Origin of the sequence: Pseudomonas sp. RtIB026, from assembly GCF_016861355.2 — a bacterium.
Taxonomy (GTDB): domain Bacteria; phylum Pseudomonadota; class Gammaproteobacteria; order Pseudomonadales; family Pseudomonadaceae; genus Aquipseudomonas; species Aquipseudomonas peradeniyensis.
This window is the reverse complement of record NZ_AP023348.2, coordinates 4,672,520-4,695,809: the sequence shown is the minus strand read 5'-3', so window position 1 is coordinate 4,695,809 and position 23,290 is coordinate 4,672,520. Positions and strand designations below refer to the sequence as shown.

19 protein-coding genes are annotated in these 23,290 nt (G+C 65.7%); 12 read left to right on the top strand and 7 right to left on the bottom strand.

What is annotated here, in order from left to right:
• Both PRtIB026_RS21045 and dsbD read right to left on the bottom strand, forming a co-directional pair.
• Window positions 1-831, bottom strand: a complete 831-nt coding sequence (locus PRtIB026_RS21045; protein WP_198742788.1) for a TlpA family protein disulfide reductase — start codon at window positions 829-831, stop codon at window positions 1-3.
• The gene (gene dsbD, locus PRtIB026_RS21040; RefSeq protein WP_203651785.1) at window positions 831-2,549 is read right to left on the bottom strand and encodes a protein-disulfide reductase DsbD; all 1,719 of its coding nucleotides are present in this window, start codon (window positions 2,547-2,549) and stop codon (window positions 831-833) included. Before dsbD ends, PRtIB026_RS21045 begins: the two co-directional genes overlap by 1 nt.
• 289 nt (window positions 2,550-2,838) lie before the next feature.
• Between dsbD and PRtIB026_RS21035 the strand changes: the two genes are divergently transcribed.
• The 3 genes from PRtIB026_RS21035 to PRtIB026_RS21025 all read left to right on the top strand — a co-directional run bounded on the left by PRtIB026_RS21035 (window position 2,839) and on the right by PRtIB026_RS21025 (window position 6,484).
• Window positions 2,839-3,522, top strand: coding sequence for a response regulator transcription factor (locus PRtIB026_RS21035; RefSeq protein ID WP_203651787.1), 684 nt, complete (start codon window positions 2,839-2,841; stop codon window positions 3,520-3,522).
• Window positions 3,519-4,841, top strand: coding sequence for an ATP-binding protein (locus tag PRtIB026_RS21030; RefSeq protein WP_203651789.1), 1,323 nt, complete (start codon window positions 3,519-3,521; stop codon window positions 4,839-4,841). Before PRtIB026_RS21035 ends, PRtIB026_RS21030 begins: the two co-directional genes overlap by 4 nt.
• 242 nt (window positions 4,842-5,083) lie before the next feature.
• Window positions 5,084-6,484: an aspartate aminotransferase family protein gene (locus PRtIB026_RS21025; RefSeq protein ID WP_203651791.1), complete on the top strand. Its 1,401-nt coding sequence runs from the start codon at window positions 5,084-5,086 to the stop codon at window positions 6,482-6,484.
• 125 nt (window positions 6,485-6,609) lie between these two features.
• On the opposite strand, the gene PRtIB026_RS21020 is transcribed toward PRtIB026_RS21025, so the two are convergent.
• Window positions 6,610-7,542: a siderophore-interacting protein gene (locus tag PRtIB026_RS21020; protein WP_267812853.1), complete on the bottom strand. Its 933-nt coding sequence runs from the start codon at window positions 7,540-7,542 to the stop codon at window positions 6,610-6,612.
• Between the two features lie 135 nt (window positions 7,543-7,677).
• On the opposite strand from PRtIB026_RS21020, the gene PRtIB026_RS21015 reads away from it, so the two are divergent.
• Window positions 7,678-9,300: a twin-arginine translocation signal domain-containing protein gene (locus PRtIB026_RS21015; RefSeq protein WP_203651793.1), complete on the top strand. Its 1,623-nt coding sequence runs from the start codon at window positions 7,678-7,680 to the stop codon at window positions 9,298-9,300.
• Between the two features lie 92 nt (window positions 9,301-9,392).
• On the opposite strand, the gene PRtIB026_RS21010 is transcribed toward PRtIB026_RS21015, so the two are convergent.
• From PRtIB026_RS21010 to PRtIB026_RS21000, 3 genes are read right to left on the bottom strand one after another with little or no spacing between them, the layout of a single operon-like run.
• Window positions 9,393-10,796, bottom strand: a complete 1,404-nt coding sequence (locus PRtIB026_RS21010) for an efflux transporter outer membrane subunit (protein ID WP_267812852.1) — start codon at window positions 10,794-10,796, stop codon at window positions 9,393-9,395.
• A 3-nt stretch (window positions 10,797-10,799) separates the two neighbouring features.
• The gene (locus PRtIB026_RS21005; protein ID WP_203651795.1) at window positions 10,800-12,761 is read right to left on the bottom strand and encodes a MacB family efflux pump subunit; all 1,962 of its coding nucleotides are present in this window, start codon (window positions 12,759-12,761) and stop codon (window positions 10,800-10,802) included.
• 1 nt (window position 12,762) lies between these two features.
• The gene (locus tag PRtIB026_RS21000) at window positions 12,763-13,941 is read right to left on the bottom strand and encodes an efflux RND transporter periplasmic adaptor subunit (protein ID WP_203651797.1); all 1,179 of its coding nucleotides are present in this window, start codon (window positions 13,939-13,941) and stop codon (window positions 12,763-12,765) included.
• A gap of 216 nt (window positions 13,942-14,157) precedes the next feature.
• On the opposite strand from PRtIB026_RS21000, the gene PRtIB026_RS20995 reads away from it, so the two are divergent.
• The 6 genes from PRtIB026_RS20995 to PRtIB026_RS20970 all read left to right on the top strand — a co-directional run bounded on the left by PRtIB026_RS20995 (window position 14,158) and on the right by PRtIB026_RS20970 (window position 19,264).
• The gene (locus PRtIB026_RS20995) at window positions 14,158-14,634 is read left to right on the top strand and encodes a sigma-70 family RNA polymerase sigma factor (RefSeq protein ID WP_186732870.1); all 477 of its coding nucleotides are present in this window, start codon (window positions 14,158-14,160) and stop codon (window positions 14,632-14,634) included.
• Between the two features lie 172 nt (window positions 14,635-14,806).
• Window positions 14,807-15,292, top strand: coding sequence for a histidine kinase (locus PRtIB026_RS20990; protein WP_232856744.1), 486 nt, complete (start codon window positions 14,807-14,809; stop codon window positions 15,290-15,292).
• Window positions 15,293-15,345: 53 nt separating this feature from the next.
• A complete protein-coding gene (locus tag PRtIB026_RS20985; protein ID WP_232856743.1) occupies window positions 15,346-16,671 on the top strand; it encodes an MFS transporter in 1,326 nt (441 codons plus the stop codon).
• A 94-nt stretch (window positions 16,672-16,765) separates the two neighbouring features.
• Window positions 16,766-17,062 (top strand): type II toxin-antitoxin system MqsR family toxin, encoded by a 297-nt coding sequence (locus tag PRtIB026_RS20980; RefSeq protein WP_203651799.1) that lies wholly within the window; start codon window positions 16,766-16,768, stop codon window positions 17,060-17,062.
• A gap of 1 nt (window position 17,063) precedes the next feature.
• Entirely contained in the window at window positions 17,064-17,465 is a 402-nt protein-coding gene (locus tag PRtIB026_RS20975; RefSeq protein ID WP_203651800.1) for a type II toxin-antitoxin system MqsA family antitoxin, read from the top strand.
• A 149-nt stretch (window positions 17,466-17,614) separates the two neighbouring features.
• Window positions 17,615-19,264 carry a hypothetical protein gene (locus PRtIB026_RS20970; RefSeq protein ID WP_203651801.1) on the top strand — a complete coding sequence of 550 codons (1,650 nt, stop codon included), beginning with the start codon at window positions 17,615-17,617 and terminating at the stop codon, window positions 19,262-19,264.
• Between the two features lie 63 nt (window positions 19,265-19,327).
• Here PRtIB026_RS20970 and PRtIB026_RS20965 read toward each other — a convergent pair whose 3' ends face one another.
• Window positions 19,328-20,992: an electron transfer flavoprotein-ubiquinone oxidoreductase gene (locus tag PRtIB026_RS20965; protein ID WP_203651802.1), complete on the bottom strand. Its 1,665-nt coding sequence runs from the start codon at window positions 20,990-20,992 to the stop codon at window positions 19,328-19,330.
• Window positions 20,993-21,534: 542 nt separating this feature from the next.
• Between PRtIB026_RS20965 and PRtIB026_RS20960 the strand changes: the two genes are divergently transcribed.
• Both PRtIB026_RS20960 and PRtIB026_RS20955 read left to right on the top strand, forming a co-directional pair.
• Window positions 21,535-22,284, top strand: a complete 750-nt coding sequence (locus PRtIB026_RS20960; protein WP_028692905.1) for an electron transfer flavoprotein subunit beta/FixA family protein — start codon at window positions 21,535-21,537, stop codon at window positions 22,282-22,284.
• On the top strand, window positions 22,285-23,214 hold the full coding sequence (locus PRtIB026_RS20955) for an electron transfer flavoprotein subunit alpha/FixB family protein (RefSeq protein ID WP_203651803.1): 930 nt from the start codon (window positions 22,285-22,287) through the stop codon (window positions 23,212-23,214).
• The last annotated feature ends 76 nt before the right edge of the window (window positions 23,215-23,290 follow it).

Genomic DNA, 23,290 nt, shown 5'->3' with positions numbered 1-23,290 from the left:
TCAGTTTCCTTGTGGGGCGGGCGCATCGGCGCGTTCGAAGGGTTCCAGGGCGTGGCGCAGGCTGGCGCGCGACAGTTCGCCCAGGTGGCTGCCGACCAGCCGCCCTTCGGCGTTGTAGAACAGGGTGGTGGGCAGGGCCATGGAGCCGACCTTGCGGGCCAGCTCGCCGGTGCCGTCGAACAGCACGTGGGACAGAGTCAGGCCGGTGGTGGCCATGAAGGTGCTGACGTTCTCCGGGGTTTCTCCCTGGTTGACGAACAGGAAGGTCACGTGGGGATAGTCGTCCTCGGCTTGTTGCAATACCGGCATTTCGCGCCGGCAGGGCGGGCACCAGGTGGCCCAGATGTTGATCACCAGCGGCCGCCCGCGGTAGCTGTGCAGGGCCACCGCCTGGCCACGGTTGTCGCGCAGGCTCATGTCCGGCAGCTCGGTGCCCTTGCTGTACAGGTGGCTGGCCAGGCTGCCGAGGCCCCAGAACAGCGCGCCGCTGAACAACGCCCAGCCCAGGGGGCGGCGCAGACCGGGGCGCCGCCAGCCCTGCCACAGGGTGCCGAGGACGAGGCCCAGCAGGCCGCCCCAGAGCAGGAAGCCGCCGTCGCGGATATCGATGACCTGCAGCGGGTCGTCGCGGTACATCGGCCAGTAGGCCAGGACGAAGCCCAGGCGGGCGAACAGCAGGCCCAGCAGGAACAGGTTGAACAGCGCCGACTCTGGGTTCTCGCCGCCGCGCCTGGCCACCCGCCAGCCGACCAGGCTGGCGATGCCCAGCGCCGCGAGCAGCAGCAGGTGGTTCAGGGCCATGGTCAGCGGCCCGAGGGTGACGGTCAGCATCAGCCTTGGCTCCTGGTCTGGGCCCAGTGTTGCAGGAAGCCGGCGGCATCGATCTCGCCGGTGATGCGGCGGGCGCGGCGCTCGTCGCCTTCCGGGCCGATCCAGATCAGGCTGGGCGGGCCTGGTACCTGGTAACGCTGCAGCAGTTCGCGGCTGGCCGGGGAGTCGGCGGTCACGTCCAGGCGCAGCAGGTGCACGCCGGCCAGGCTGGCCTGGACATCGCCACGGCCGAACACCTGCTTTTCCATGACCTTGCACGACACGCACCAGTCGGCATAGTAATCCACCAACACCCATTGACCACGGGCCTTGGCAGCGTCGAGTTCAAGCTGCAGGTCGGCCGGTGCGCTCACGGTGACGAAGGCGTCGTGGGCGTTGGCCGGAGCTTGCGCGGTGCCCTTGCCGGCGAAGGGTTGCAGGGGTTGCCACAGGTCGCTGCCCCCGGCTGCGGCGCCCACCAGCAGCAGGCCACCCCACAGGGCACCGAGCAGGGGAATGGCGCGCAAGGCGGGCAGGCGCTGCAGGGCCGGCCAGGCGGCCCAGCCCAGGGCGATCAGCCAGGCACCGGCCAGGGCCAGCACCAGGGTCTGTGCCAGCAGGCCACGCACCGTGTACAGGGCCATGGCCAGGAACACGAAGCCGAACAAGCCCTTGACCAGGTTCATCCAGGCCCCGGGGCGTGGCAGGTAGCGGTTGCCCAGGGTCACCAGCAACAGCAGGGGCACGCCCATGCCCAGCCCGAGGGTGAACAGCACCAGCGCGCCTTGCACCACGTCACCGCTCTGGGCGATGAACAGCAGGGCGCCGGCCAGCGGCGCGGTCATGCACGGGCCCAGCAGCAGGCCCGACAGGGCGCCCAGCAGTGCCGCACCGTACAGGTTGCCGCCACGGGTGCCTTGCCCGGCGCGGTCCAGGCGGTCGCGCAGGGCGGCCGGCAATTGCAGTTCGAAGGCGCCGAACATCGGCAGGGCCAGGAGCACGAACAGGCCGGCCAGGCTGCCCAGCAGCCAGGGCTGTTGCAGCCAGGCCTGCAGGCTTGCCCCCAGCAGCGCGGCGATCACGCCGAGGGCGGCGTAGACCAGTGCCATGCTCAGCACATAGACGCCGGCCAGCCACCAGCCGCGCCGGGCACTGGCGCCATTGCCCATGACCAATCCGGCGAGGATCGGCAGCATCGGCAGCGAGCACGGGGTGAAGGCCAGCAGCAGGCCCAGGCCGAAGAATGCCAGCAGGCTCCAGGCCAGGCTGTCCTGTTGCAGGGTACCGGCCAGGGCCTGGTCGCTGGCCTGGTCGGCAGCGGCGGGTGGCGCAGCGCTGCCGCCCAGGGCGATTGGCGTGGTCTGCGGCGGGTAGCACAGGCCGGCGTCGGCGCAGCCTTGCCAGCCCAGGCGCAGCTCACCGCTGGCGTTGGCCGGGAGCAATAGCTCAAGCTCGGAGCGGTAGACCGCGCTGTCGCCGAAGAACTCGTCATGGTGGTTTTCGGCCTGGGGCAGCGATGGATGCTGCTCGGGAGGCAGGCCGTCGAACTTCAGGCGCTTCTGGTAGAGGTAGTAACCGTCCTTGATCTGGAAATGCAGGCGCATCTGGCCGTTTTCCAGGCGATCGTGGGTCAGGGCGAAGGCCTCGTTGACCGGCAGGAAGTCAGGCTTTACCGCAAAGGGGTTGGCCTGGAGGGGGCCGGCGAGCAGGAATGTCAGGAAGAGCAGGAGAACACGCATGTCGACGCCTTGGCAGAGCTTTGAAGAGCGCCATGCTGGCCTTGGCTTATTAACTGAAGGTTAAGTTGGTCCTAGGACCAGGCCTTTCAAGGTGTTCGCCATGAGCGTTGTGGTGCCTGTGAGACCGAGCGCCGCCCGCGCGGCGCTCGGTCTCACAGGCGTAGCAAGGCTGCGTCTGGCCCTGTTCGCCTCGATGCTATCAGCCCGACGAACATCTCCAAACCCGTTCATAATCCCCCCTTAATCGCCACCCTGTGCAATGCCAGCTTCCCCACCCAGGAGATCCCTTATGCACGTTCTGCTCTGCGAGGACGACGACCTGATCGCCAGCGGCATCTGCGCCGGCCTTTCGGCCCAGGGCCTGACCGTGGACCGGGTGGCCAGCGCCTCGCAGGCCCGGCAGATGCTCGGGACCGCGAAGTTCGACGTGATGATCCTCGACCTGGGCCTGCCCGACGAGGACGGCCTCAAACTGCTGCGCCGCCTGCGCCAGCAGGGCGAGACCCTGCCGGTGCTGGTGCTCACTGCCCGCGACGCGGTCACCGACCGGGTCGACGGCCTGCAGGCTGGCGCCGACGACTACCTGCTCAAGCCCTTCGACCTGCGCGAACTGGCCGCCCGCCTGCACACCCTGCTGCGTCGTGTGGCCGGGCGGGCGGTGAATATCATCGAGCACGGTCCGCTGCGCTATGACCCGAGCAGTTGCGCGGCGACCCTGGCCGGCCAGGTGGTGGATCTATCGCGCCGTGAGCAGGCGTTGCTTCAGGCCTTGCTGCAGAATCCGGGGCGGGTACTGTCCAGCGAGCAGCTCAAGGACTGCGTCTACGGTTTCAGCGACGAGGTCGAAAGCAATGCGTTGAACGTGCATATCCACCACCTGCGGCGCAAACTGGGCAACAGCATCGTCGAGACCGTACGCGGCCTTGGCTACCGCCTGGGGCCGGCCCAGGCACCGGAGGAGCGCGCGTCATGAGCCTGCGGGTTCGCCTTTCACTGATCCTCGGCAGTGTGTTCATCGTCATCTGGGCGCTGGCGGCTGCCTGGATGCTGCGCGACCTGCGCCAGCAGATGATGTTTTCCCTCGACCAGCGCCTGGTGGCGTCGGCGCGTATGGTCGCGGGGCTGATCGACCAGTTGCCGCAACCGTTGACCGCCAAGGGCCAGGACGCGCACTTTTCCGCCGACCAGTTCAGCGTGCCGGACGGCATGGCCTGCCAGGTCAGCTCGCTGCGTGGCGAGATCCTCGCCAGCAACCACAAGCACGATGGCACCATGGACGACGAGCGCAGCGGCTTCCGAGACCAGACCATCGACGGCGCTTCCTGGCGTACCTTCACCTACAACCATGGCGATGTGCGCATCACCACCGCTGACCGTCACCAGGAACGCGAGGCGCTCAATCAGTCGATTCTGCTGGCGGCCTCGGCGCCGGTGCTGATGGCCTTGCTGGGCAGCCTCGGGCTGTTGTGGATCGGTCTGGGCAAGGGGCTGGAACCACTCAATCGCATGCGTGACGCCTTGCGCAGGCGTCGCGCCGACAGCGTCGAGCCCTTGCAGGTGGCCGGCTTGCCCAGCGAGCTGCAACCGCTGCTCGACACCCAGAACCAGCTGTTCCTGCGTATCGCCCAGACCATCGAGCGCGAACGCCGCCTGACCGACGACGCTGCCCACGAACTGCGCAGCCCGTTGACGGCCATCAAGACCCACCTGCAAGTGGCGCGGATGACCGATGGCGCCGTGCGCGAACAAGCGCTCGAGCATGCCGAGCAGGGCACCGACCGCATGCACCGCACCCTGGAGCAGTTGCTGATGCTGGCGCGGGTCGAGGGCAGCCTGTCGTTCGACGATGGCGTGCAGTGCAGTGCCGAGCAGGTCGCCCGGCAGGCCATCGAGGACGCCGGCGGCGGTGACAACCGGCGCATCCACCTGCGTTTGCCCGAGGCCGCGGCCAAGGTCTACCTGAGCATGCCAGCGCCGCTGGCGGTGGCGGCGCTGCGCAACCTGCTGGACAACGCCCTGCGCCATGGTGGCGATGCCGCCGTGGAGCTGGAGGTACAGGCGCAGGACGGGCAGGTGGACTTCCTGGTGCGCGACCATGGGCCGGGCATTGCCCAGGAAGATCTCGAGCACCTGACCGAACGTTTCTGGCGCAACGGCCAGAGCGGTGGTTGCGGCCTGGGGTTGGCGATCGTCCAGGCCATCGTCCAGCGCTGCGCTGGCAGCCTGCGATTCGACAGCCGGGCCGATGGCTTGCGGGTGAGCCTGCAGGTGCCGGCACGTTCGGGGAGTTGAGTTCGGCGTTGTACCCATCGCGGGGCAAGCCCGCTCCCACGCAGCCCTCTTCTGCCGAGTCGGTGCATGAGCCCGTGGGAGCGGGCTTGCCCCGCGACAGAGGCCGCACATCTACAACAAATCCCACGGCAACCGCTAAATCCGCACCTCGCTGAAGCGTTTTTCAAACGATAAGAACCCGACACACATCCGGTTACAGGGCGCGTGGCGGGCACATTCGCTTGCTTGCGAGGGTTTTTCCGATGTCGACCGCTTCCAGCCTTGCCCAGGTGCTGCCGGCCACTGCGCCGCGCCCCCTTTACGAATTCGAGGATTCGCCCTTGCTGCTGCGCCAGCAACAGCAGGAATCCAATGCCCGCAGCTACCCGCGGCGCATCCCCCTGGCGCTCAAGCGCGCCCGTGGCCTGTACGTCGAGGACGTCGAGGGCCGCCAGTTCATCGATTGCCTGGCAGGCGCCGGCACCCTGGCCCTGGGTCACAACCATCCGGTGGTGATCGACGCGATCCAGCGCGTGCTGGCCGACGAGCTGCCGCTGCACACCCTGGACCTGACCACGCCGGTCAAGGACCAGTTTGTCCAGGACCTGTTCGCCCTGCTGCCCGAGGGCCTGCGCCGGGAGGCGAAGATCCAGTTCTGCGGCCCGACCGGTACCGACGCGGTCGAAGCGGCGCTCAAACTGGTGCGCACGGTCACCGGGCGCAGCACCGTGCTGGCGTTCCAGGGGGCCTACCATGGCATGACCCAGGGCGCGCTGAGCCTGATGGGCAGCCTGGGTCCGAAAAAACCGCTCGGCGCGCTGCTGAACAATGGCGTGCAGTTCCTGCCGTATCCCTATGACTACCGCTGCCCGTTCGGCCTCGGTGGCGAGGCGGGCGTGCGCGCCAACCTGCACTACCTGGAAAACCTGCTGTGCGATCCGGAGGCCGGCGTGGCGCTGCCGGCGGCGGTGATCGTCGAGGTGGTGCAGGGCGAAGGCGGCGTGATTCCCGCCGATATCGAATGGCTGCGCGGGCTGCGTCGGATCACCGAGCAGGCCGGGGTGGCGCTGATCGTCGACGAGATCCAGAGCGGTTTCGCCCGTACCGGCAAGATGTTCGCCTTCGAGCACGCCGGCATCGTGCCCGACGTGGTCACCCTGTCCAAGGCCATCGGCGGCAGCCTGCCACTGGCGGTGATGGTCTACCGCGACTGGCTCGACCAATGGTCGCCGGGCGCCCATGCCGGCACCTTCCGTGGCAACCAGATGGCCATGGCCGCAGGCTCCGCGGTGATGAAGTACCTGGTGGAGCACCGCCTGTGCGAGCACGCCGAGGCCATGGGCGAGCGTCTGCGCGGGCATCTGCAACGGTTGCAGCAGGACTATCCGCAGCTTGGCGACATCCGTGGCCGTGGCTTGATGCTGGGGGTGGAGCTGGTGGATCCGGCGGGCAAGCACGACGTCCAGGGCCATCCGCCGGCCTGCCGCAAGCTGGCGCCGAAGGTGCAGCGTGAATGCCTGCGTCGTGGCCTGATCCTCGAGCTGGGCGGTCGTCACGGAGCGGTGGTGCGCTTCCTGCCGCCGCTGATCATCAGCGCCGAGCAGGTTGATGAAGTGGCTGCAAGGTTTGCCGAGGCCGTCGCGGCGGCGGTGTCGGCTGGCTGAGACTCCAAGGCCGGACGCAAACCCTGTGTAGGAGCGGCCCCGACGATCTTTGCATTAACGCTGAAATCCTGGGGCCGCTTCGCGGCCCTTTCGCGGCGCAAGGCCGCTCCTACAGGACGCAGGTACTAGTCGAAGGTGCGTCCGGCACGCCAGTAGCCCATCAGCGTCAGGCTTTCCCTCGGCAATCCGCGTTCCTTGATCAGATGCCGGCGGATATCCATGACGGTCCCCGATTCCCCGGCGATCCAGGCATGGAAGTCGCCATGCTCGCCGCTGGCCTGTTCCCACAGGATACGCTCGTCTATATCCACGTCCTCCAGCTCGACCGTCGACGCACCGCGCACCGCCGGCAGGCTGGCCAGCTCGCGCACGGCGTGCTGCATGCCCTGGCCGTGCTCGCTGCGCAGCAGGTCGCGCGGCAGCCAGTGCAGGCGGGTGGCCGGGCTGTGGCGCAGGTCGAGGCAGTCGGCCTCCAGCGGCACTTCGATGAATGCCTCCACCAGCAGTTCCGGCGCGCTCGCGGCCAACTGCTCGAGGATGCCGGCGATGGCCGGCAGGGCGGTTTCATCACCGATCAGCAGGATGCGCCGGGCACTGTGCGGTGGCTTCCACTCATAGCCGCCGGGGTCTTCGGCGTAGGCCAGGTTGGGGGCGACCATCTGCAGGCGGTCACCCGGGCGGGCGTGGGTGGCCCAGGCCGAGGCCGGGCCATTGACGCCGTGCAGGACGAAGTCCACATCCACCTCGAGGGCATCGCGGCGCAGGGCGCGAATGGTGTAGGTGCGCATGGGTGGCATGTCCTGCGCTGCCAGCTCGCGCCGGGCCTGTTGCCATTGCTCGTGCTTGGGCAGGCTCGGCGGCGCTCCGGCGGGCGTCGGGAATAGCAGCTTGACGCGTTGGTCGGGGGCCAGGGTGGTCATCTGCGCCACGTCCTCGCCGGTGAAGATGAAGCGGCTCAGCGAAGGACTCAAGGGTTCGATGGCCTTGAGGTCGAGGTCGAAGACCCGGTAGGGCGTGGCCTTGACCGGTTGGGTCAGGCGATCGAGCAGGGAGGTCATGGCTATGCCTCTGTCAGCGGGAGATACCCAACAGACGAGCGCGCCGGTTGGTTAATTAGAAGGCTAAATTTCCCCGGTCCGCCTACGTCCTAGCTTGGATAGAAGTCGCGGCACGCGAAGACGGATTGAGGCGCAATGACAATTTCCCGACGAGGATTCATCGCTGGCCTGGCTGTGGCGGGCGCCACAGGCACGGCGGCCTATTACGCGCACAAGCAACTGACCCACGACCCTGAAGACGATATCGTCACGCCCGGCGAAGCCAGCGTGGAGCTGGCCGACTATGCCGGGCAGGTCCTGGCGGACCAGCTGCGCGGCGTTTGGGAGATTCGCTTCGACGGTGCCGAGCGTGGCCTGGACGGCCTGCCCGTGCAGGGGGTCGAGATGTTCCTCGACGTTGCCACCAAGGGCCGTGGCCTGCGCGGATATGTCGATACCGGCGAGGGGCTGCGTGGCGTCGCGGAGCCTGCCTACCGTGTGCTCGGTGACCTGGTCGGTGCCAGCAGCGCCGAGGTGCGTTGGCGCCTGGTCAACCAGCACGGCGGGCCGGGTTATGAGTGCGTGGCCAGCCTCGACGAGGTCTGGGCCGAGTTTGCCAACGCCGGCAGCGGTACGTTGAGCGGCCGCGTGCAGCGCCTGGACCGGCCACTGACCCTGCCGCTGCCTGACAGCCGTTTTGTCGCGGTCAAGCGGCTGTTCCCCGAGGCCCGCGAGCGTCTGCCGTATACCCCCGAAATGCGCGAGTGGGTGATCGGCGCTGAACATCGCCTGTTCCACCAGCTCTGGCACGCCACCCGCGACAAGTGGCACAAGCTGCCGGAGAAAAAGCAGGATGCCCTGCGTGGTCTGGGCTGGCAGCCGGGGCCACGGGACCGTGAGCGCGACGCCCGTGGCCCGCGCAAGCACCGTAATGGCTCCGGTGTCGATTTCCTGTTCATGCACCGGCACATGCTGATGTATGCGCGCACCTTGCAGGACCTGCCTTCCTGGCAGCGCTTCCCGCTGCCGCAGCCGAGCGTCGAGTTCGATCGGGCAGGTTTCGCCCGCTACTTCGACAACCACGACGGCTGCTGCGTGCCGCCAGGCTGGCAGGCCCCGGGCGATGACGCCTATGGGCAGTGGGTCGGGGCGATCAAGGCAGGAGAAACCTATTGCAGCAATTTCCAGGTATGGGAGTCGCAGTACCAGGACCCGGTGTACCTGTCGAAACTGACCCTGGGCGCCTTTGGCTCGGAACTGGAGATGAACCTGCACGACTGGCTGCACATGTGCTGGGCATCGGTGCCGCGCGACCCCAACAATGGCGCACCGGTACCGTTCGCCCGCGACCAGGCGGATTTCGCCGCGCGCTGGTTCGAGCCTGAGAACGACTTCCTCGGTGATCCGTTCTCATCCCATGTGCACCCAGTGTTCTGGGGCTTCCATGGTTGGATCGACGACCGCATCGACGACTGGTTCCGCGCCCATGAGCGCCACCACCCCGGTCAGGTGCGACGTCTGGAAGTCAATGGCGTGCCGTGGTTCGCCCCGGGGCGCTGGGTGGAGGTCGACGATCCGTGGCTGGGCCCGGATACCCATGGTTGCAGCACGCAGCCAGGCATGCGCCTGGGCAAGTCGGTGGAGATGGATGTGGAGACCATGAAGCTGGCCTTGCGCATCACCTTCGGCGCCGACGACAAGATCGAAAACCTGTTGCGCAAGGTGCCGCAACGGCCTTGGTATGCGCGGCACCTGTCAATGAAGAATATTGTCTCCTGAAGCGCCCCTGTAGGAGCGGGCTTGCCCCGCGAAAGCGCCAGACCTGAAAGCATCGTTGTCTGGTCTGGCGCTTTCGCGGGGCAAGCCCGCTCCTACAGGTTTTGCGGCGCCTGCCAGCCTCCGCCCAGTGCCTTGTACAACGCCACGCTCCCGCGCAACTGCTCCAGGCGCAGCTGCGCCTGCTGGTCCTGGGCCAGGTACAGTGTGCGCTGGGTCTCGAGTACGGTGAGCAGGGTCTCGGCACCGGCGGCGTAGCGTTGCTGGGCCAGGTCGAAGGCGATGCGCGCCTGTTCCACTTCCTGGTCCTGCCAGCGGCGCTGGCGCTCCACGCCGGCGATGGCATTCAGGGCTTTCTCCACATCCGAGAACCCGGCCAGGATGCTGGCGCGGTACAGCTCCAGCAGCTCCTGCTGTTCGGCACTGGCCACGTCCCGGGCGGCACTCAGCCGACCGTTGTTGAAGATCGGCGCGGTGAGCCCGGCGGTGAGGGTGTAGTAGGGGCTGTCGAAGATATTGGGCAAGGTCCGGGCGCCACTGCCCAGGTCCGCTCCCAGTATCAGGCGCGGCAGCATCGCCGCCCGGGCCACCTGGATATTGGCGCTGGCCGCCGCCAGGCGGGCCTCGGCGGCGGCGATGTCCGGGCGGCGGCCGAGCAGTTCGCTGGGCACGCCGCTGCCGATGGCCGGCCACTGCACGTTGCCGATGGTTTCGCGGGTGGCGGGCAGCGCCTGCACCGGATCGCCCAGTAGGGTGGCAAGGACGATGCGATTGTCCTGGCGGCGCTGTTCGAGCAGCGGCAGCTGGCGCTCCTGGGCGGCTACCAGGCTGCGCTGCTGGGCCAGTTCCAGGCGGGTGGCCGAGCCCGAGCGTTCGCGGGCTTCGACCAGGCCCAGCACATCGCGGGCGTTGTCCAGGTTCAAGCGGGCGATGCGCAGTTGCTCGTCGAATGCCAGGCCCTGCAGGTAGCTGTCGGCCACGGCGCTGACCAGGGTCAGTTCCACGGTCTGGCGGTCGAAGCGGCTGGCGTCGAGGCTGCGCAGGGCGCTGTCGCGGGTGGCGCGCAGGCCGCCCCAGAAGTCGATCTCGTAGCTGGCGCTCAGGCGGGTGCCGAACGAGGTGCTGGTGCGTTCGCTGCTGCTGGCGTCGAGCTGGCTGTTGCCGTCGCCGCGCAACAGGCGCTGGCGGCTGCCGTTCAGACCCAGCTTCACCTCGGGCAACAGCGGTGCACCGGCGATCACCGCGCTGGCCTGCGCTTTGCGCACCCGCGCGGCGGCCGCCGCCAGGTCGTGACTGTTCAGGCGGGCGCGCTCGACCAGACGGTCCAGCTCGGCGCTGGCAAAGGCGCGCCACCACTGGCTGTCGGGCAGGGGCTGGGCCGTGGTCGGCCCCTGCCAGGCGGGTGGGGTGTCGATGTTCGCCGCCGGGGGCGGCGGGCTGCTGCAGGCGGCCAGGCAAAGGCTCAGGGTCAACAGGCTGATGCGGCTGGGGATCGTCATGAACTATTCGCTGGTAAGGGCCTTGACCGGGTCGAGGCGGGCGGCCTTGCGGGCCGGCATGAAACCGAACACCACGCCGGTGATCACGGCGCAGGCGAAGGCGCCGAGGATGGCGGGCAGGGCGAAGGCCACGGCGATGTCGGCCAGCAGCAGGCTGGCGCCGATGGCCAGGGCCAGGACAATGCCGGTCACCCCGCCGACCATCGACAGCATCACCGCCTCGGTGAGGAACTGGCGCAGGATGTCACGCTGGCGTGCGCCGGTGGCCATGCGGATGCCGATCTCGCGGGTGCGTTCGCGCACGGTCATGAGCATGATGTTCATCACGCCGATGCCGCCGACCAGCAGCGAGATCGCGGCGATCGCCCCGAGCATCAGCGACAGGCTGTTCTGGGTGCGGGCCTCGGCCTGGATCAGTGCGGCGTCGTTGGTCAGGACGAAGTCATACTTGCCCTGGTGACGCTGCAACATGAGGCGTTCGATCGCCTGCTCGGTTTCCTTCACGCGGCTGGAATCCTGGGCGGCGATGGTGACGTACTCCGGATCGCGGCTGCCAAACAGGCGAATGGAGGCGGCGGAGTAGGGCACCACCACGCGCTCGTCACTGTCTTCGCTGCCGGAGCTGGCGCCCTTGCCCTGAAGCACACCGATCACCTGGAACGGCACGTTGCCGATCAGCAGGTACTGGCCGAGCGGGTTGCTCCCCACGCCAAACATCTTCTCGCGCACCTTCTGGCCGATCACGGCCACGGCGGCGGCGTTGGCTTCGTCGGCCTCGCTGTAGAAGCTGCCTTCGACCACCGGCCAGTTGAAGATCTCGGGGAACCCGGTGTTGTTGCCGCCGACATAGAACTGCTCGCCCTTGTTGCCGTGGCGCACCATGAGCTTGTCGCCGATGACCGGCATGACGCGCTTGACCTGCGGCAGTTCGCCGATGGCGTCGACATCGTCAAGGGTGACGATGCCCATCAGTTCCTCGGAGGAGTGCTTGCCGTTGAGGTAGAGGATATTCGAGCCGAAGGCGGCCATCTGCGCCATGACCTGGCGCTTGCTGCCTTCGCCGACCGCCAGCATCACCACCACCGAGGCCACCCCGATGATGATGCCGAGCAGGGTAAGGGCGGTACGGAAGCGGTTGATCCACATCACCCGCCAGGCGGCCTGCAGGGACTCGACCAGCTCGCCCTTCCAGGCACCGCGCTGGGTGGCACCGAAGTCCAGGCGCTGGCGCAGGTCGTCGGCCTGCAGCTGTCGGGGCGGTGCATCGACCGAGGACGGGGTGGCCGAATCGCTGACCACCTCGCCGTCGCGCACCTCGATGATCCGCTGGGCGCGGGCCGCGACTTCACGGTCATGGGTGATGAGGATGATCACATGGCCCTGGCTGGCCAGTTCGTCGAGCAGGGTCATCACCTCGGCGCCGCTTTGGCTGTCGAGTGCGCCGGTGGGCTCGTCGGCGAGGATGATGTGCCCGCCGTTCATCAGCGCGCGGGCGATCGACACCCGCTGCTGCTGGCCGCCGGACAACTGGTGCGGACGGTTGCCGGTGCGGCTGGCCAGGCCCAGGCGCTCGAGCAGGGCGTGGGCGCGGGCATGGCGTTCGGCGGGCTGAGTGCCGGCGTAGATGGCCGGCATCTCGACGTTCTCCTGGGCCGAGCCGGAGGGGATCAGGTGATAGCCCTGGAACACGAAGCCGAAGGCTTCGCGGCGCAGCCAGGCCAGCTCGTCGCTGTCCAGCTCGGCCACGTCCCGACCGGCAAAGCGGTAGCTGCCCGAGGTGGGGCGGTCGAGGCAGCCGAGGATGTTCATCAGGGTCGACTTGCCGGAGCCCGAGGCGCCGACGATGGCGACGAATTCTCCGGGGTGGATGCTCAGGCTGATGCCGCGCAGCACCTCGACCCTGGGCGAATCGACACCGCCGTAGACCTTGCGGATGTCGCACAGCTCGATCAGGGGCGTGGACATATCAACCCCCACTGGCGGCGGGTAGGCCGATGACCAGGCGCTCACCTTCGTTCAGGCCCTCGAGGATCTGCACCCGCAGGCGGTCACTCAAGCCGGTGCGCACCTGGCGCGCCTCGATCTGGCCCTTGTTGTTCAGCACCTGTGCCAGACGCACGCCGTCGCCAGGGGTGTCGTCGAGCGCGGCCAGGGGCGCGCTGAGCACCTGGCTGGCCTGGCCGGCGACGAAAAACACCTGGGTGGTCATCTCCGCCATCAGGGCGCCGTCGGGGTTGTCCACGTCCAGCAGCACGGTGTACTGGACCACCTTGGTGCCAGTGGTGCCGGCCGTGGCGCTGGCCGGGCTGCCCCCGCCCTGGCTGGATTGGTCCAGCGGCTTGGGCGGCACCGGCAGGATCTGCCGGACGGTGCTGGTCCAGCGCCGCTTGCCGCCGGCCAGGGTGTTGAAGTAGGCGGTCATGCCCGGTTTGACCTTGCCGATGTCGGCTTCGGACACCTGGGCCCATACGGTCATCGGCGACAGCTTGGCGATGCGCAGGATCAACGGTGTCTGCTGCTGGGCGTTGAGGGTCTGGCCCTCGCGGGCGTCCACCGCCACCACGGTGCCGCTCATGGGCGCATAAATCCGCGTGTAGCCCAGCTCCGCTTCGTCGCTGCGAAGGCTGGCCTGGGCCTGGCGGATCTGCGCCAGGTACATGTCGATGCGGGCCTGGGTCACCTTCAACTGCGCCGCGGCCGTTTGCAGGTCTTCCTGGCGGCTGGCGCCGGTGGTGGCCAGATCCTGCTGGCGCTTGTACTGCTGCTGGGCGAGCAGGTACTGCGCCCGTTGTTCGGCCAGCTGGGCCTTGAGGTTCTCGATCGAGAAGCGTCCGGCATCGAGCTTGGCTTGTTGTGTTGACGGATCGATTTCAACCAGCAGTTGGCCCTGACGCACCTCGTCGCCGGCTTCCACATGCAGCTTGCGGATCTGCCCCGAGGCCTGGGCGCCGACATCGACATAGCGGCGTGGTTGCAGGGTGCCCAGGGCAGTGACGCTGCTCTCGATATCGGCGCGGGTCACTGGCACGGTGCTGACCGGTGCGCCGCCCAGAGGCAGCGCCTGCCAGGCCACCAGGCTGCCGAGGCCGGCCAGGCCCAAGGCGCCGATCAGCACTCGGCGGCGGGTATTGGATGTGCGTGTCATGCGGGCTTCCAGCCGGAGATAGTGGCCGAGTGCCGCGACGGGGCATGCGCTCGGGGGTCCCAGTTAAACGAATGATCTTGATGACGATTTAGCGCAGCGCGGGGGTGGTCTGCGTGTTGCTGCGAATAATTATAATTTGTAAGATCGCACGCTGACATCATCCAGAACACTGCCCCTGACTACCAACGCTTGAGCAGGGAGACGCCAGGTGCCGTCGTGGAACATTACTATCGCGAATTGGTGAGCTTCCTGTCCGCCCGACTCGGTAATCGCCAGGCGGCCGAAGACGTCGCCCATGATGCCTACATCCGGGTGTTGGAGCGCACGGAGGGCGAGCATATCGAGCATCCACGCGCCTTCCTTTATCGCACGGCCATGAATCTCGTGGTCGATCATCATCGTCGACATCTGGTGCGTCAGGCCGAGCCGCTGGAGGTACTGGACAGCGATGAGCGCTGGCATACCCCTGCTCTGACGCAGAGCATGCAGCTCGACCAGCGCCTGGCGCTGATGCAGCAAGCCCTGGGCGAACTGAGCGGGCCTTGCCGCGACAGCTTCCTGCTGCGCAAGCTCGATGGCCTGTCGCATCAGCAGATCGCCGAGCGCCTGGGTATTTCCCGCAGCCTGGTGGAAAAGCATATTGTCAATGCCATGAAGCATTGCCGCGTGCGCATGCGCCAGTGGGAGTCCTGAGCGAGCCGTCCGTGGAATGTGAAAATTCCGTGAGTTGGCGACTTGATTTCTCCCGGGTTCACGACAACTATCAATAAAGACCCCCCGCTCAGGCGTCCCGTCTGACGTTGCCGTTGCCGGCGCAGTATGGTCATGGAGCCACCGTCACCACCCAACTGCCCAGGTTCGGACGATGCCTAACAAATCCATGCGCATCCTCATCGCCGATGAGCACCCCGGCCAGCGCCTGCAGCTGGAGAAGATGCTCAATGGCCTGGGTTATTACCGGATCGCCCCGGTGGAGAGTTTCGACGACCTGCAGCGTCTGGTGCACAGTGCCCTGGAACCCTTCAACCTGCTGGTGGGCAACATCGAGCTGGCCAGCCATGCCGGGGTCGACCTGGCGCGTTTTTGCCGGGTCAGCTCGCAGATCCAGCACGCGCTGCTGTACCACTCGCCACACCTGAAAGTGCCCGCTGTACCGCCCAACGATCGCCACGCCGTCAGCATCAGCCTGCCCCATGCCCCCGACAGCGAGGCACTGGAATCCTTCATGGCAATCATCGATATGCCGGTGCTGGTCGGGCAGTTGCCGCTGCCGCCGGGGCTGGCGGGGGCGTCGAACCATGCCCGGCGGCGCACCAACCTCGCGCAGACGGTGTTCTGTCGTAACCCCTGAGCAGGGGGTGGATTTGCTATCCTCTGGCCTTTTGCCTCGTTGCGGAAGCTGCCATGACTGCCATCGATACCACCCGTCCGCCACGGTTCAGCCGTCGCGATCACCGGACCCTGGGGCTGGCCGCGCTGGGTGGCGCCCTGGAAATCTACGATTTCATCATCTTCGTGTTCTTCGCGCTGACCCTCAGCCAGCTGTTCTTCCCGCCTGAAATGCCGGAGTGGCTGCGCCTGCTGCAGAGCTTCGGGATCTTCGTCACCGGCTACCTGGCCAGGCCGCTGGGTGGCATCCTCATGGCCCATTTCGCCGACCACCTGGGGCGCAAGCGGGTGTTCAGCCTGAGCATCCTGATGATGGCGCTGCCGTGCCTGCTGATCGGGGTGATGCCGACCTACGCCGACATTGGCTACGCCGCGCCGCTGATCCTGCTGGCCCTGCGCATCCTGCAGGGTGCGGCGGTTGGCGGTGAGGTACCCAGCGCCTGGACCTTCGTCGCCGAACATGCGCCGTCAGGTCGTCGCGGTTATGCGCTGGGCTTCCTGCAGGCCGGGCTGACCTTCGGCTACCTGCTCGGTGCGCTGACCGCGACCTTGCTGGCGCAGCTGTTCACGCCCCAGGAGATCCTCGATTACGCCTGGCGCTATCCTTTCCTGCTTGGCGGCGTGTTTGGCGTGATCGGTGTCTGGCTGCGTCGCTGGCTGAGTGAAACCCCGGTGTTCCTGGCCCTGCGGGCGCAGCAGGAGCAACCGGTGGCCTTCCCCCTGCGACGGGTGCTGGGCACTCATCGACGGGCCTTGATTCCAGCGGCGCTGCTGACCTGTGTGCTGACCTCGGCGGTAGTGGTGCTGGTGGTGATTACCCCGACCGTGATGCAACAGCGGTTCGGCATGACAGCCGGGCACACCTTCGCCCTGAGCAGCGTGGGTATCGTCTTCCTCAATATTGGCTGCGTGCTGGCCGGCTTGCTGGTGGACCGTATCGGTGCCTGGCGGGCGCTGATGCTCTACTGCCTGCTGCTGCCGTTGGGCATCGGCGCCTTGTACGCCAGCCTGGTGGGCCAGTGGGGGCAGCTCTGGGCGGCCTATGCATTGGCTGGCCTGTCCTGTGGCGTGGTAGGGGTGGTGCCGTCGGTGATGGTCGGGCTGTTCCCGGCCGAGATCCGGGTGTCGGGCATCTCCTTCACCTACAACGTCGCCTACGCCCTGTGGGCCAGCACCACGCCGCTGGCGCTGATTGCCCTGATGCCCTGGAGCCCATGGGTGTGTGTCGGTTTTTGTCTGGTCATGGGCATGGTCGGATTGCTGACGGCGCTCTATTTCGGACGCCGCGAGCCGTTGGAGTTCGCTGCGCAGCCGCTGGCGCTCATGTGCGGTGACAAATGAGGCGGTAATGACTGCTGGGCAGTGAGGCAGACTTCCGGGTGGGGGTTATTAAAATAACCTATTGGCCAAGAATAACCTTAAAGGTTAATTTCTCATGGAAAAGAGAACGCCGCACTGCCCGCTGGAAAGGGTGCGAATGTTGATGAGCCAGGGCCGGGTCAGGCCCACCCGGACAGCTATCCAGGACTGTGATGCGCTCGGGCTGAGCCCTCGCCAGATGCTTGAAGTCGTTCGAGGCTTGTCGGCACACGATTTCTACAAAAGCATGACGACCTATCACGATCATCGGATCTGGCAGGATGTCTATCGTCCCCGAACCGTCTTTGGCGATCTCTACATCAAGCTGACGGTGGTCGATGACGTGCTGATCGTGTCATTCAAGGAGCGTTGAAATGAAGTGTCCCGTGTGTGGTGGTGCTGAGCTGGTCGCCCAGGCTCAGGACATGCCTTATCGATACAATGGCCATTCGACGGTGATCCGTGATGTCTTCGGCGATTATTGCCCTGTTTGCGGCGAGGCGGTGCTGAGCATGGCTGAAGCTGAGCGCCTCGGTGATCTGATGCTGGCCTTCAAGCGACAGGTCAATGCCGCCGCTGTCGACCCTGCCTTCATTGCCAGCGTTCGGCGCAAATTCGACCTCGATCAGCGTGAGGCGGGCGAAATCTTTGGCGGCGGGGTCAATGCCTTTTCCCGTTACGAGAACGGCAAGACCCAACCACCGGTCGCACTGATCAAGCTGTTCAAGCTCCTGGATCGTCATCCGGAACTGTTCGAGGAAGTCAGGACTGCCTGATGCGTCCAGGCAGTCAACAGGTCCTACAGGCAGGGTAGGGATTTTGAGCGTCGGCAGCTCTGCACCCCTACAGCGCCTTCGAGGTTGTGCACGTAATTTCGACTGATCGTTGACGGACCCTTCCGTTCATACAGTCAGGAGAAATATGCATGTCCAGTTTCAACATCACCTGGATGACGCGGGCCCAGCTGCCTGCGTTTCCGCCACAGATGAGCTTTTCGGCTGCCAATCCCGCCAGCACGAAACCGGATGATCAGGCCAGGACTCCGGTTATCCGCTGGGGCCGTAGCCTGGCCTGCGTGCTGGAGTCCCGTCACCACCACGACCAGGCCTGGGTGGTGGTCTACGGTGATGGCAAGCAATTGACCGGCGTACACCCGCTGCATGACTTTCGCCATATCAGCCGTATCCAGCTGGCCGCCAACAGCCATGCCGTACTGTTGACCGACAGTGCGCAGCGCCAGCAAACGGTCGAATTCATCCAGCTGAAGGCACTGGATGGCAGTGGTGGTGCCGGGGACCCCGTGAACGGCCTACCCAGCGGTATCCCGTTCATGCTTACCAATGGTCGTGATTACCTGATGGCGGACGAGGAGGGCGTGTGCCTCGCCGTGAACCCGGATCCCAAGGCCATGCAATGGCTCTACAGGGACGGGCAACTGGTCAATGTCACCACCGGGCAGGCCTTGGGGCTCGGGATCTGCGGCAAGGCGAGCGCAGCCTCGGGAGATCGCTGGCGGCTGTCTTCCAAGGGTGAGCTTCTCTATGGCGATGGCACCCGTACCTTGTGCAGTGCTCCGATTTCGGGTGAGGTCTGGCTGCAGCGACGAAGCGAGGTGCTGCCTTCCGACGCCTGGCGGGTGCAACTGCCCCAGCTCCCCCGCCGGGGGCAGGCGCCGAGCATGGTCGTAGACAAACTGAGCGTGTGCCTCGCTGTCTCTGCCGACTACAGTGCCGGAACAGGCGATACCCTTTCGTTCTCGATCAATGGCAGCGAGCACCGCCAGCCGTTGGCCGGCAACTTCGAGCGTGGGGCGCACTTCAAGGTCGAGGTCGACCTGGCCAAGATGTTCCAGCGCAGCGTGATCTATGCCGATGAGCTGCGCTCGGTCGAGATCTACCAGGCCAGTGCCGGGGGGTACGGTCCGGCCTGGAAGATGCAGTCGCTGGACCTGAAGGTCAATGACCAACTGAACAACCGCGTGGTAGGGAGTGACAACCGCTGGATCGAGGCCAGGGACGGCGTGGCATGGCAAGGCCGGGTGAACTGGCTGGACTGGCGCAAGGCCGATATCTCGGCGCCCCTGGACTTTGCCGGCTACACCTACCCGGTGCAGTTGCAGCAATGGCTGATCGACGTGCTGAAATGGCGCAGCTATCAGCCTGAAACCCTCGATGGCGTCTGCCAGCTGATCGGCGAGGAGCGCGGCCAGATACTGGCGTATGAGCTCAAGAGCGGCAGACTGACCTATCTGCGCCCCAATACTGCCCAGGATGCCTACACCTGGGTCTATACCCCGCAAAAAAGCATTCTGGTCAAATTCTGGGACCAGTCCCTGGACCGTACGCGCTATACCCGGCACAGCCAGCTTGGCGGTGGCCAGCCGGTGGTGTGCGCCGGAGAAATGCGCATCGACCGCAAGACCACCAGCAATGCGGTGAGCGACATCCTTGGTCTGGTCAATGATGCCTCCGGACACTACAAGCCCGATGGCGGGCAGTGCCTGGGGCATGTCCTGGAACGGCTCGAACAACTGGGGCTGGACACCACGCACACCGTGGTTTCGTACAAGGGATAGCGACCATGAAAAAGCCCCCGGGTCTCACGACCAGGGGGCTTTTGCTTGCCGCCAGGGCAGGGCTTACATGTTCGGGTAGTTCGGCCCGCCGGCGCCTTCGGGGGTGACCCAGGTGATGTTCTGGGCCGGATCCTTGATGTCGCAGGTCTTGCAGTGCACGCAGTTCTGCGCGTTGATCTGGAAGCGCTTGTTGCCGTCTTCCTGGGTGACCACTTCGTACACGCCGGCCGGGCAGTAGCGCTGTGCTGGTTCGTCGTACAGCGGCAGGTTGCTGGCGATCGGGATGTTCGGGTCGGTCAGCTTCAGGTGGCAGGGTTGTTCCTCTTCATGGTTGGTGCTGGAGAGGAATACCGAGCTGAGCTTGTCGAAGCTGAGCTTGCCGTCCGGTTTCGGGTAGTCGATCTTCTGCGAGTCCGCCGCGAGCTTGAGGCAGGCGTAGTCCGGCTTGGTGTCATGCAGGGTGAACGGCAGCTTGCCGCCGAACCAGTTCTGGTCGATGTAGTTGAACGCACCACCGAGCAACGGGCCGAACTTGTGCAGCGCCGGGCCGAAGTTGCGGCTGGCGAACAGCTCTTCATGCAGCCAGCTGGCCTTGAAGGCGCTGACATAGCCGTTGAGCTGGTCACCGCCTTCGCTGCCGGCGATCAATGCGTCGGCCACGGCTTCGGCGGCGAGCATGCCGGACTTCATCGCGGTGTGGCTGCCCTTGATCTTGGAGAAGTTCAGGGTGCCCAGGTCGCAGCCGATCAGCGCGCCGCCATTGAAGACCATCTTCGGCAGCGAGTTCAGGCCGCCCTTGCAGATGGCGCGGGCGCCGTAGCTGATGCGCTTGCCGCCTTCGAGGTACTGGGCCATCACCGGGTGGTGCTTCAGGCGCTGGAACTCGTCGAACGGTGACAGGTACGCGTTGGAGTAGGACAGGTCGACGATCAGGCCGACCACCACCTGGTTGTTTTCCAGGTGATAAAGGAAGGAGCCGCCGGTGTTCTCGGCGCTCATCACGTCCAGCGGCCAGCCGGCGGTATGCACCACCAGGCCCTGCTCGTGCTTGGCCGGGTCGATTTCCCAGATTTCCTTGAGACCGATGCCGTAGTGCTGGACGTCGGACTCGTTGTCCAGGTCGAAGCGCTTGATCAGCTGCTTGCCGATATGGCCACGGCAGCCTTCGGCGAACAGGGTGTACTTGGCGCGCAGCTCCATGCCCGGGGTGTACAGGCCTTCTTTTGGCTGGCCTTCGCGGTCGACACCCAGGTCGCCGGTGACGATGCCACGCACCACGCCGTTTTCATCGAACAGTGCCTCTTGCGCGGCGAAGCCCGGGTAGATCTCGACGCCCAGGTTCTCGGCCTGCTGGGCCAGCCAGCGGCACAGGTTGCCCAGGGAGATGATGTAGTTGCCGTGGTTGTGCATGGTCTTGGGCACGAACAGGTCGGGGACCTTGGTCGAGCTGTCGGCACTTTTCAGCACATAGATGTCGTCGCGCTTCACTTCGGTGTTCAGCGGCGCGCCGAGTTCTTTCCAGTCGGGGAACAGTTCGTTCAGGGCGCGTGGTTCGAACACCGCGCCGGAGAGGATGTGGGCGCCGACTTCGGAGCCTTTCTCGACCACGCAGACGCTGATCTCGCTACCGGCTTCGGCGGCCTTCTGCTTCAGGCGGCAGGCGGCGGACAGGCCCGCCGGGCCTGCGCCGACGATGACCACGTCGAATTCCATGTATTCGCGTTCCACAGGTTCTCTCCTACTCAAGGCTCATCGCGTTGCTTGTCTTTTATGGGTGTTCACGGTCACGTGCGGCGTGCAGAGGCTGTAGCTTCGCAGGTGATGGACTACACCGTTTTGTCTTGGCCGCGCATTATATCTACACCACTTGGCGGGTCCAATACAAACGTTTGTTTGAATTTGCCGGAGGCCCGTAGAATCGCAGGTAGGCGGCTGGAGGCTGGCCAATTTGCCGTATTGACCGGATTGGGTGTTACGGTCAAGATACGAGCGCTTTCGCGTTCGCCGTAGGCTGACCGTCGGGCGCAGGTGCACCCCTAAAGACCAGGCGTGGAGCAGGGTTTACGGGCCGAATCAGGTTTTGTAGTGGAGTCTACACGCCACGACAGAAAATGACCCGCGGGTTTTGTCCCTGAAGGTCGCAACAAGACTGATTGGTCAACTGAACTTTGTCGGCGTCGGAACGTTTTTAGAGGTGCCCTTGTACCCACGCGCATTCGCCGGGCAGTCCCCAGGCGATCTTCTTTTCACCGGAGAGTAACGAGGAATCCATGAAGGTTCTTGTAGCTGTCAAACGAGTGGTCGACTACAACGTCAAGGTTCGCGTCAAGGCGGACAACTCCGGCGTCGACCTTGCAAACGTCAAGATGTCCATGAACCCCTTCTGCGAAATCGCCGTGGAAGAAGCCGTCCGCCTGAAAGAGAAGGGCGTGGCGAGCGAAATCGTCGTTGTCTCCATCGGCCCGACCGCCGCCCAGGAGCAACTGCGTACCGCCCTGGCCCTGGGCGCCGACCGTGCCATCCTGGTCGAGGCCGCTGACGAACTGAACTCCCTGGCCGTGGCCAAGGCGCTGAAAGCCGTTGTCGACAAGGAGCAGCCGCAGCTGGTCATCCTCGGCAAGCAGGCCATCGACAGCGACAACAACCAGACCGGCCAGATGCTGGCCGCGCTGACCGGCTTCGCCCAGGGCACCTTCGCCTCCAAGGTCGAAGTCGCCGGCGACAAGGTCAACGTCACCCGTGAAATCGATGGCGGCCTGCAGACCGTTGCGCTGAATCTGCCAGCCATCGTCACCACCGACCTGCGCCTGAACGAGCCGCGCTACGCGTCGCTGCCGAACATCATGAAGGCCAAGAAGAAGCCGCTGGAGACCATCACTCCAGACGCGCTGGGCGTGTCCATCGCCTCCACCAACAAGACCCTCAAGGTCGAAGCGCCTGCCGCCCGCAGCGCCGGTATCAAGGTCAAGTCGGTGGCCGAACTGGTCGAGAAGCTGAAGAACGAAGCGAAGGTAATCTAAATGACTATCCTGGTTGTCGCTGAACACGAGAACGGTGCCGTAGCCCCGGCCACCCTGAACACTGTCGCCGCTGCCGCCAAGATCGGTGGTGATATCCACGTGCTGGTCGCCGGCCAGAACGTCGGTGGCGTCGCCGAGTCCGTCGCCAAGATCGCCGGCGTGGCCAAGGTGCTGGTCGCCGATAACGCCGCCTACGCCCATGCCCTGCCGGAAAACGTCGCGCCGCTGCTGGTCGAGCTGGCCAAGGGTTACAGCCACGTGCTGGCCCCGGCCACCACCAATGGCAAGAACATCCTGCCGCGCGTTGCCGCGCTGCTGGACGTCGACCAGATCTCCGAGATCATCGCCGTTGAATCCGCCGACACTTTCAAGCGTCCGATCTATGCCGGTAACGCCATTGCCACCGTGCAATCGAGCGCTGCGGTCAAGGTCATCACCGTGCGTACCACCGGCTTCGACGCCGTGGCCGCCGAAGGTGGTTCGGCCGCTGTCGAAGCCGTCGCTGCCGCCCACGACGCCGGCAAGTCGGCCTTCGTTGGCGAAGAGCTGGCCAAGTCCGACCGTCCTGAGCTGACCGCCGCCAAGATCGTCGTTTCCGGTGGTCGCGGCATGGGCAACGGTGACAACTTCAAGCACCTGTACGCCCTGGCCGACAAGCTCGGCGCCGCCGTCGGCGCCTCGCGCGCCGCGGTCGACGCAGGCTTCGTGCCGAACGACATGCAGGTCGGCCAGACCGGCAAGATCGTCGCGCCACAGCTGTACATCGCCGTCGGTATCTCCGGCGCGATCCAGCACCTGGCCGGCATGAAGGACTCGAAAGTGATCGTCGCGATCAACAAGGACGAGGAGGCGCCGATCTTCCAGGTCGCCGACTACGGCCTGGTCGCCGATCTGTTCGAAGCGGTTCCGGAGCTGGAAAAGCTGGTCTGATCCGCCTGCTTCACTTATAAAGAACCCGGCCCGCCCTTGGCGGTCCGGGTTTTTTCATGGATTTTTTCAGGGGCGG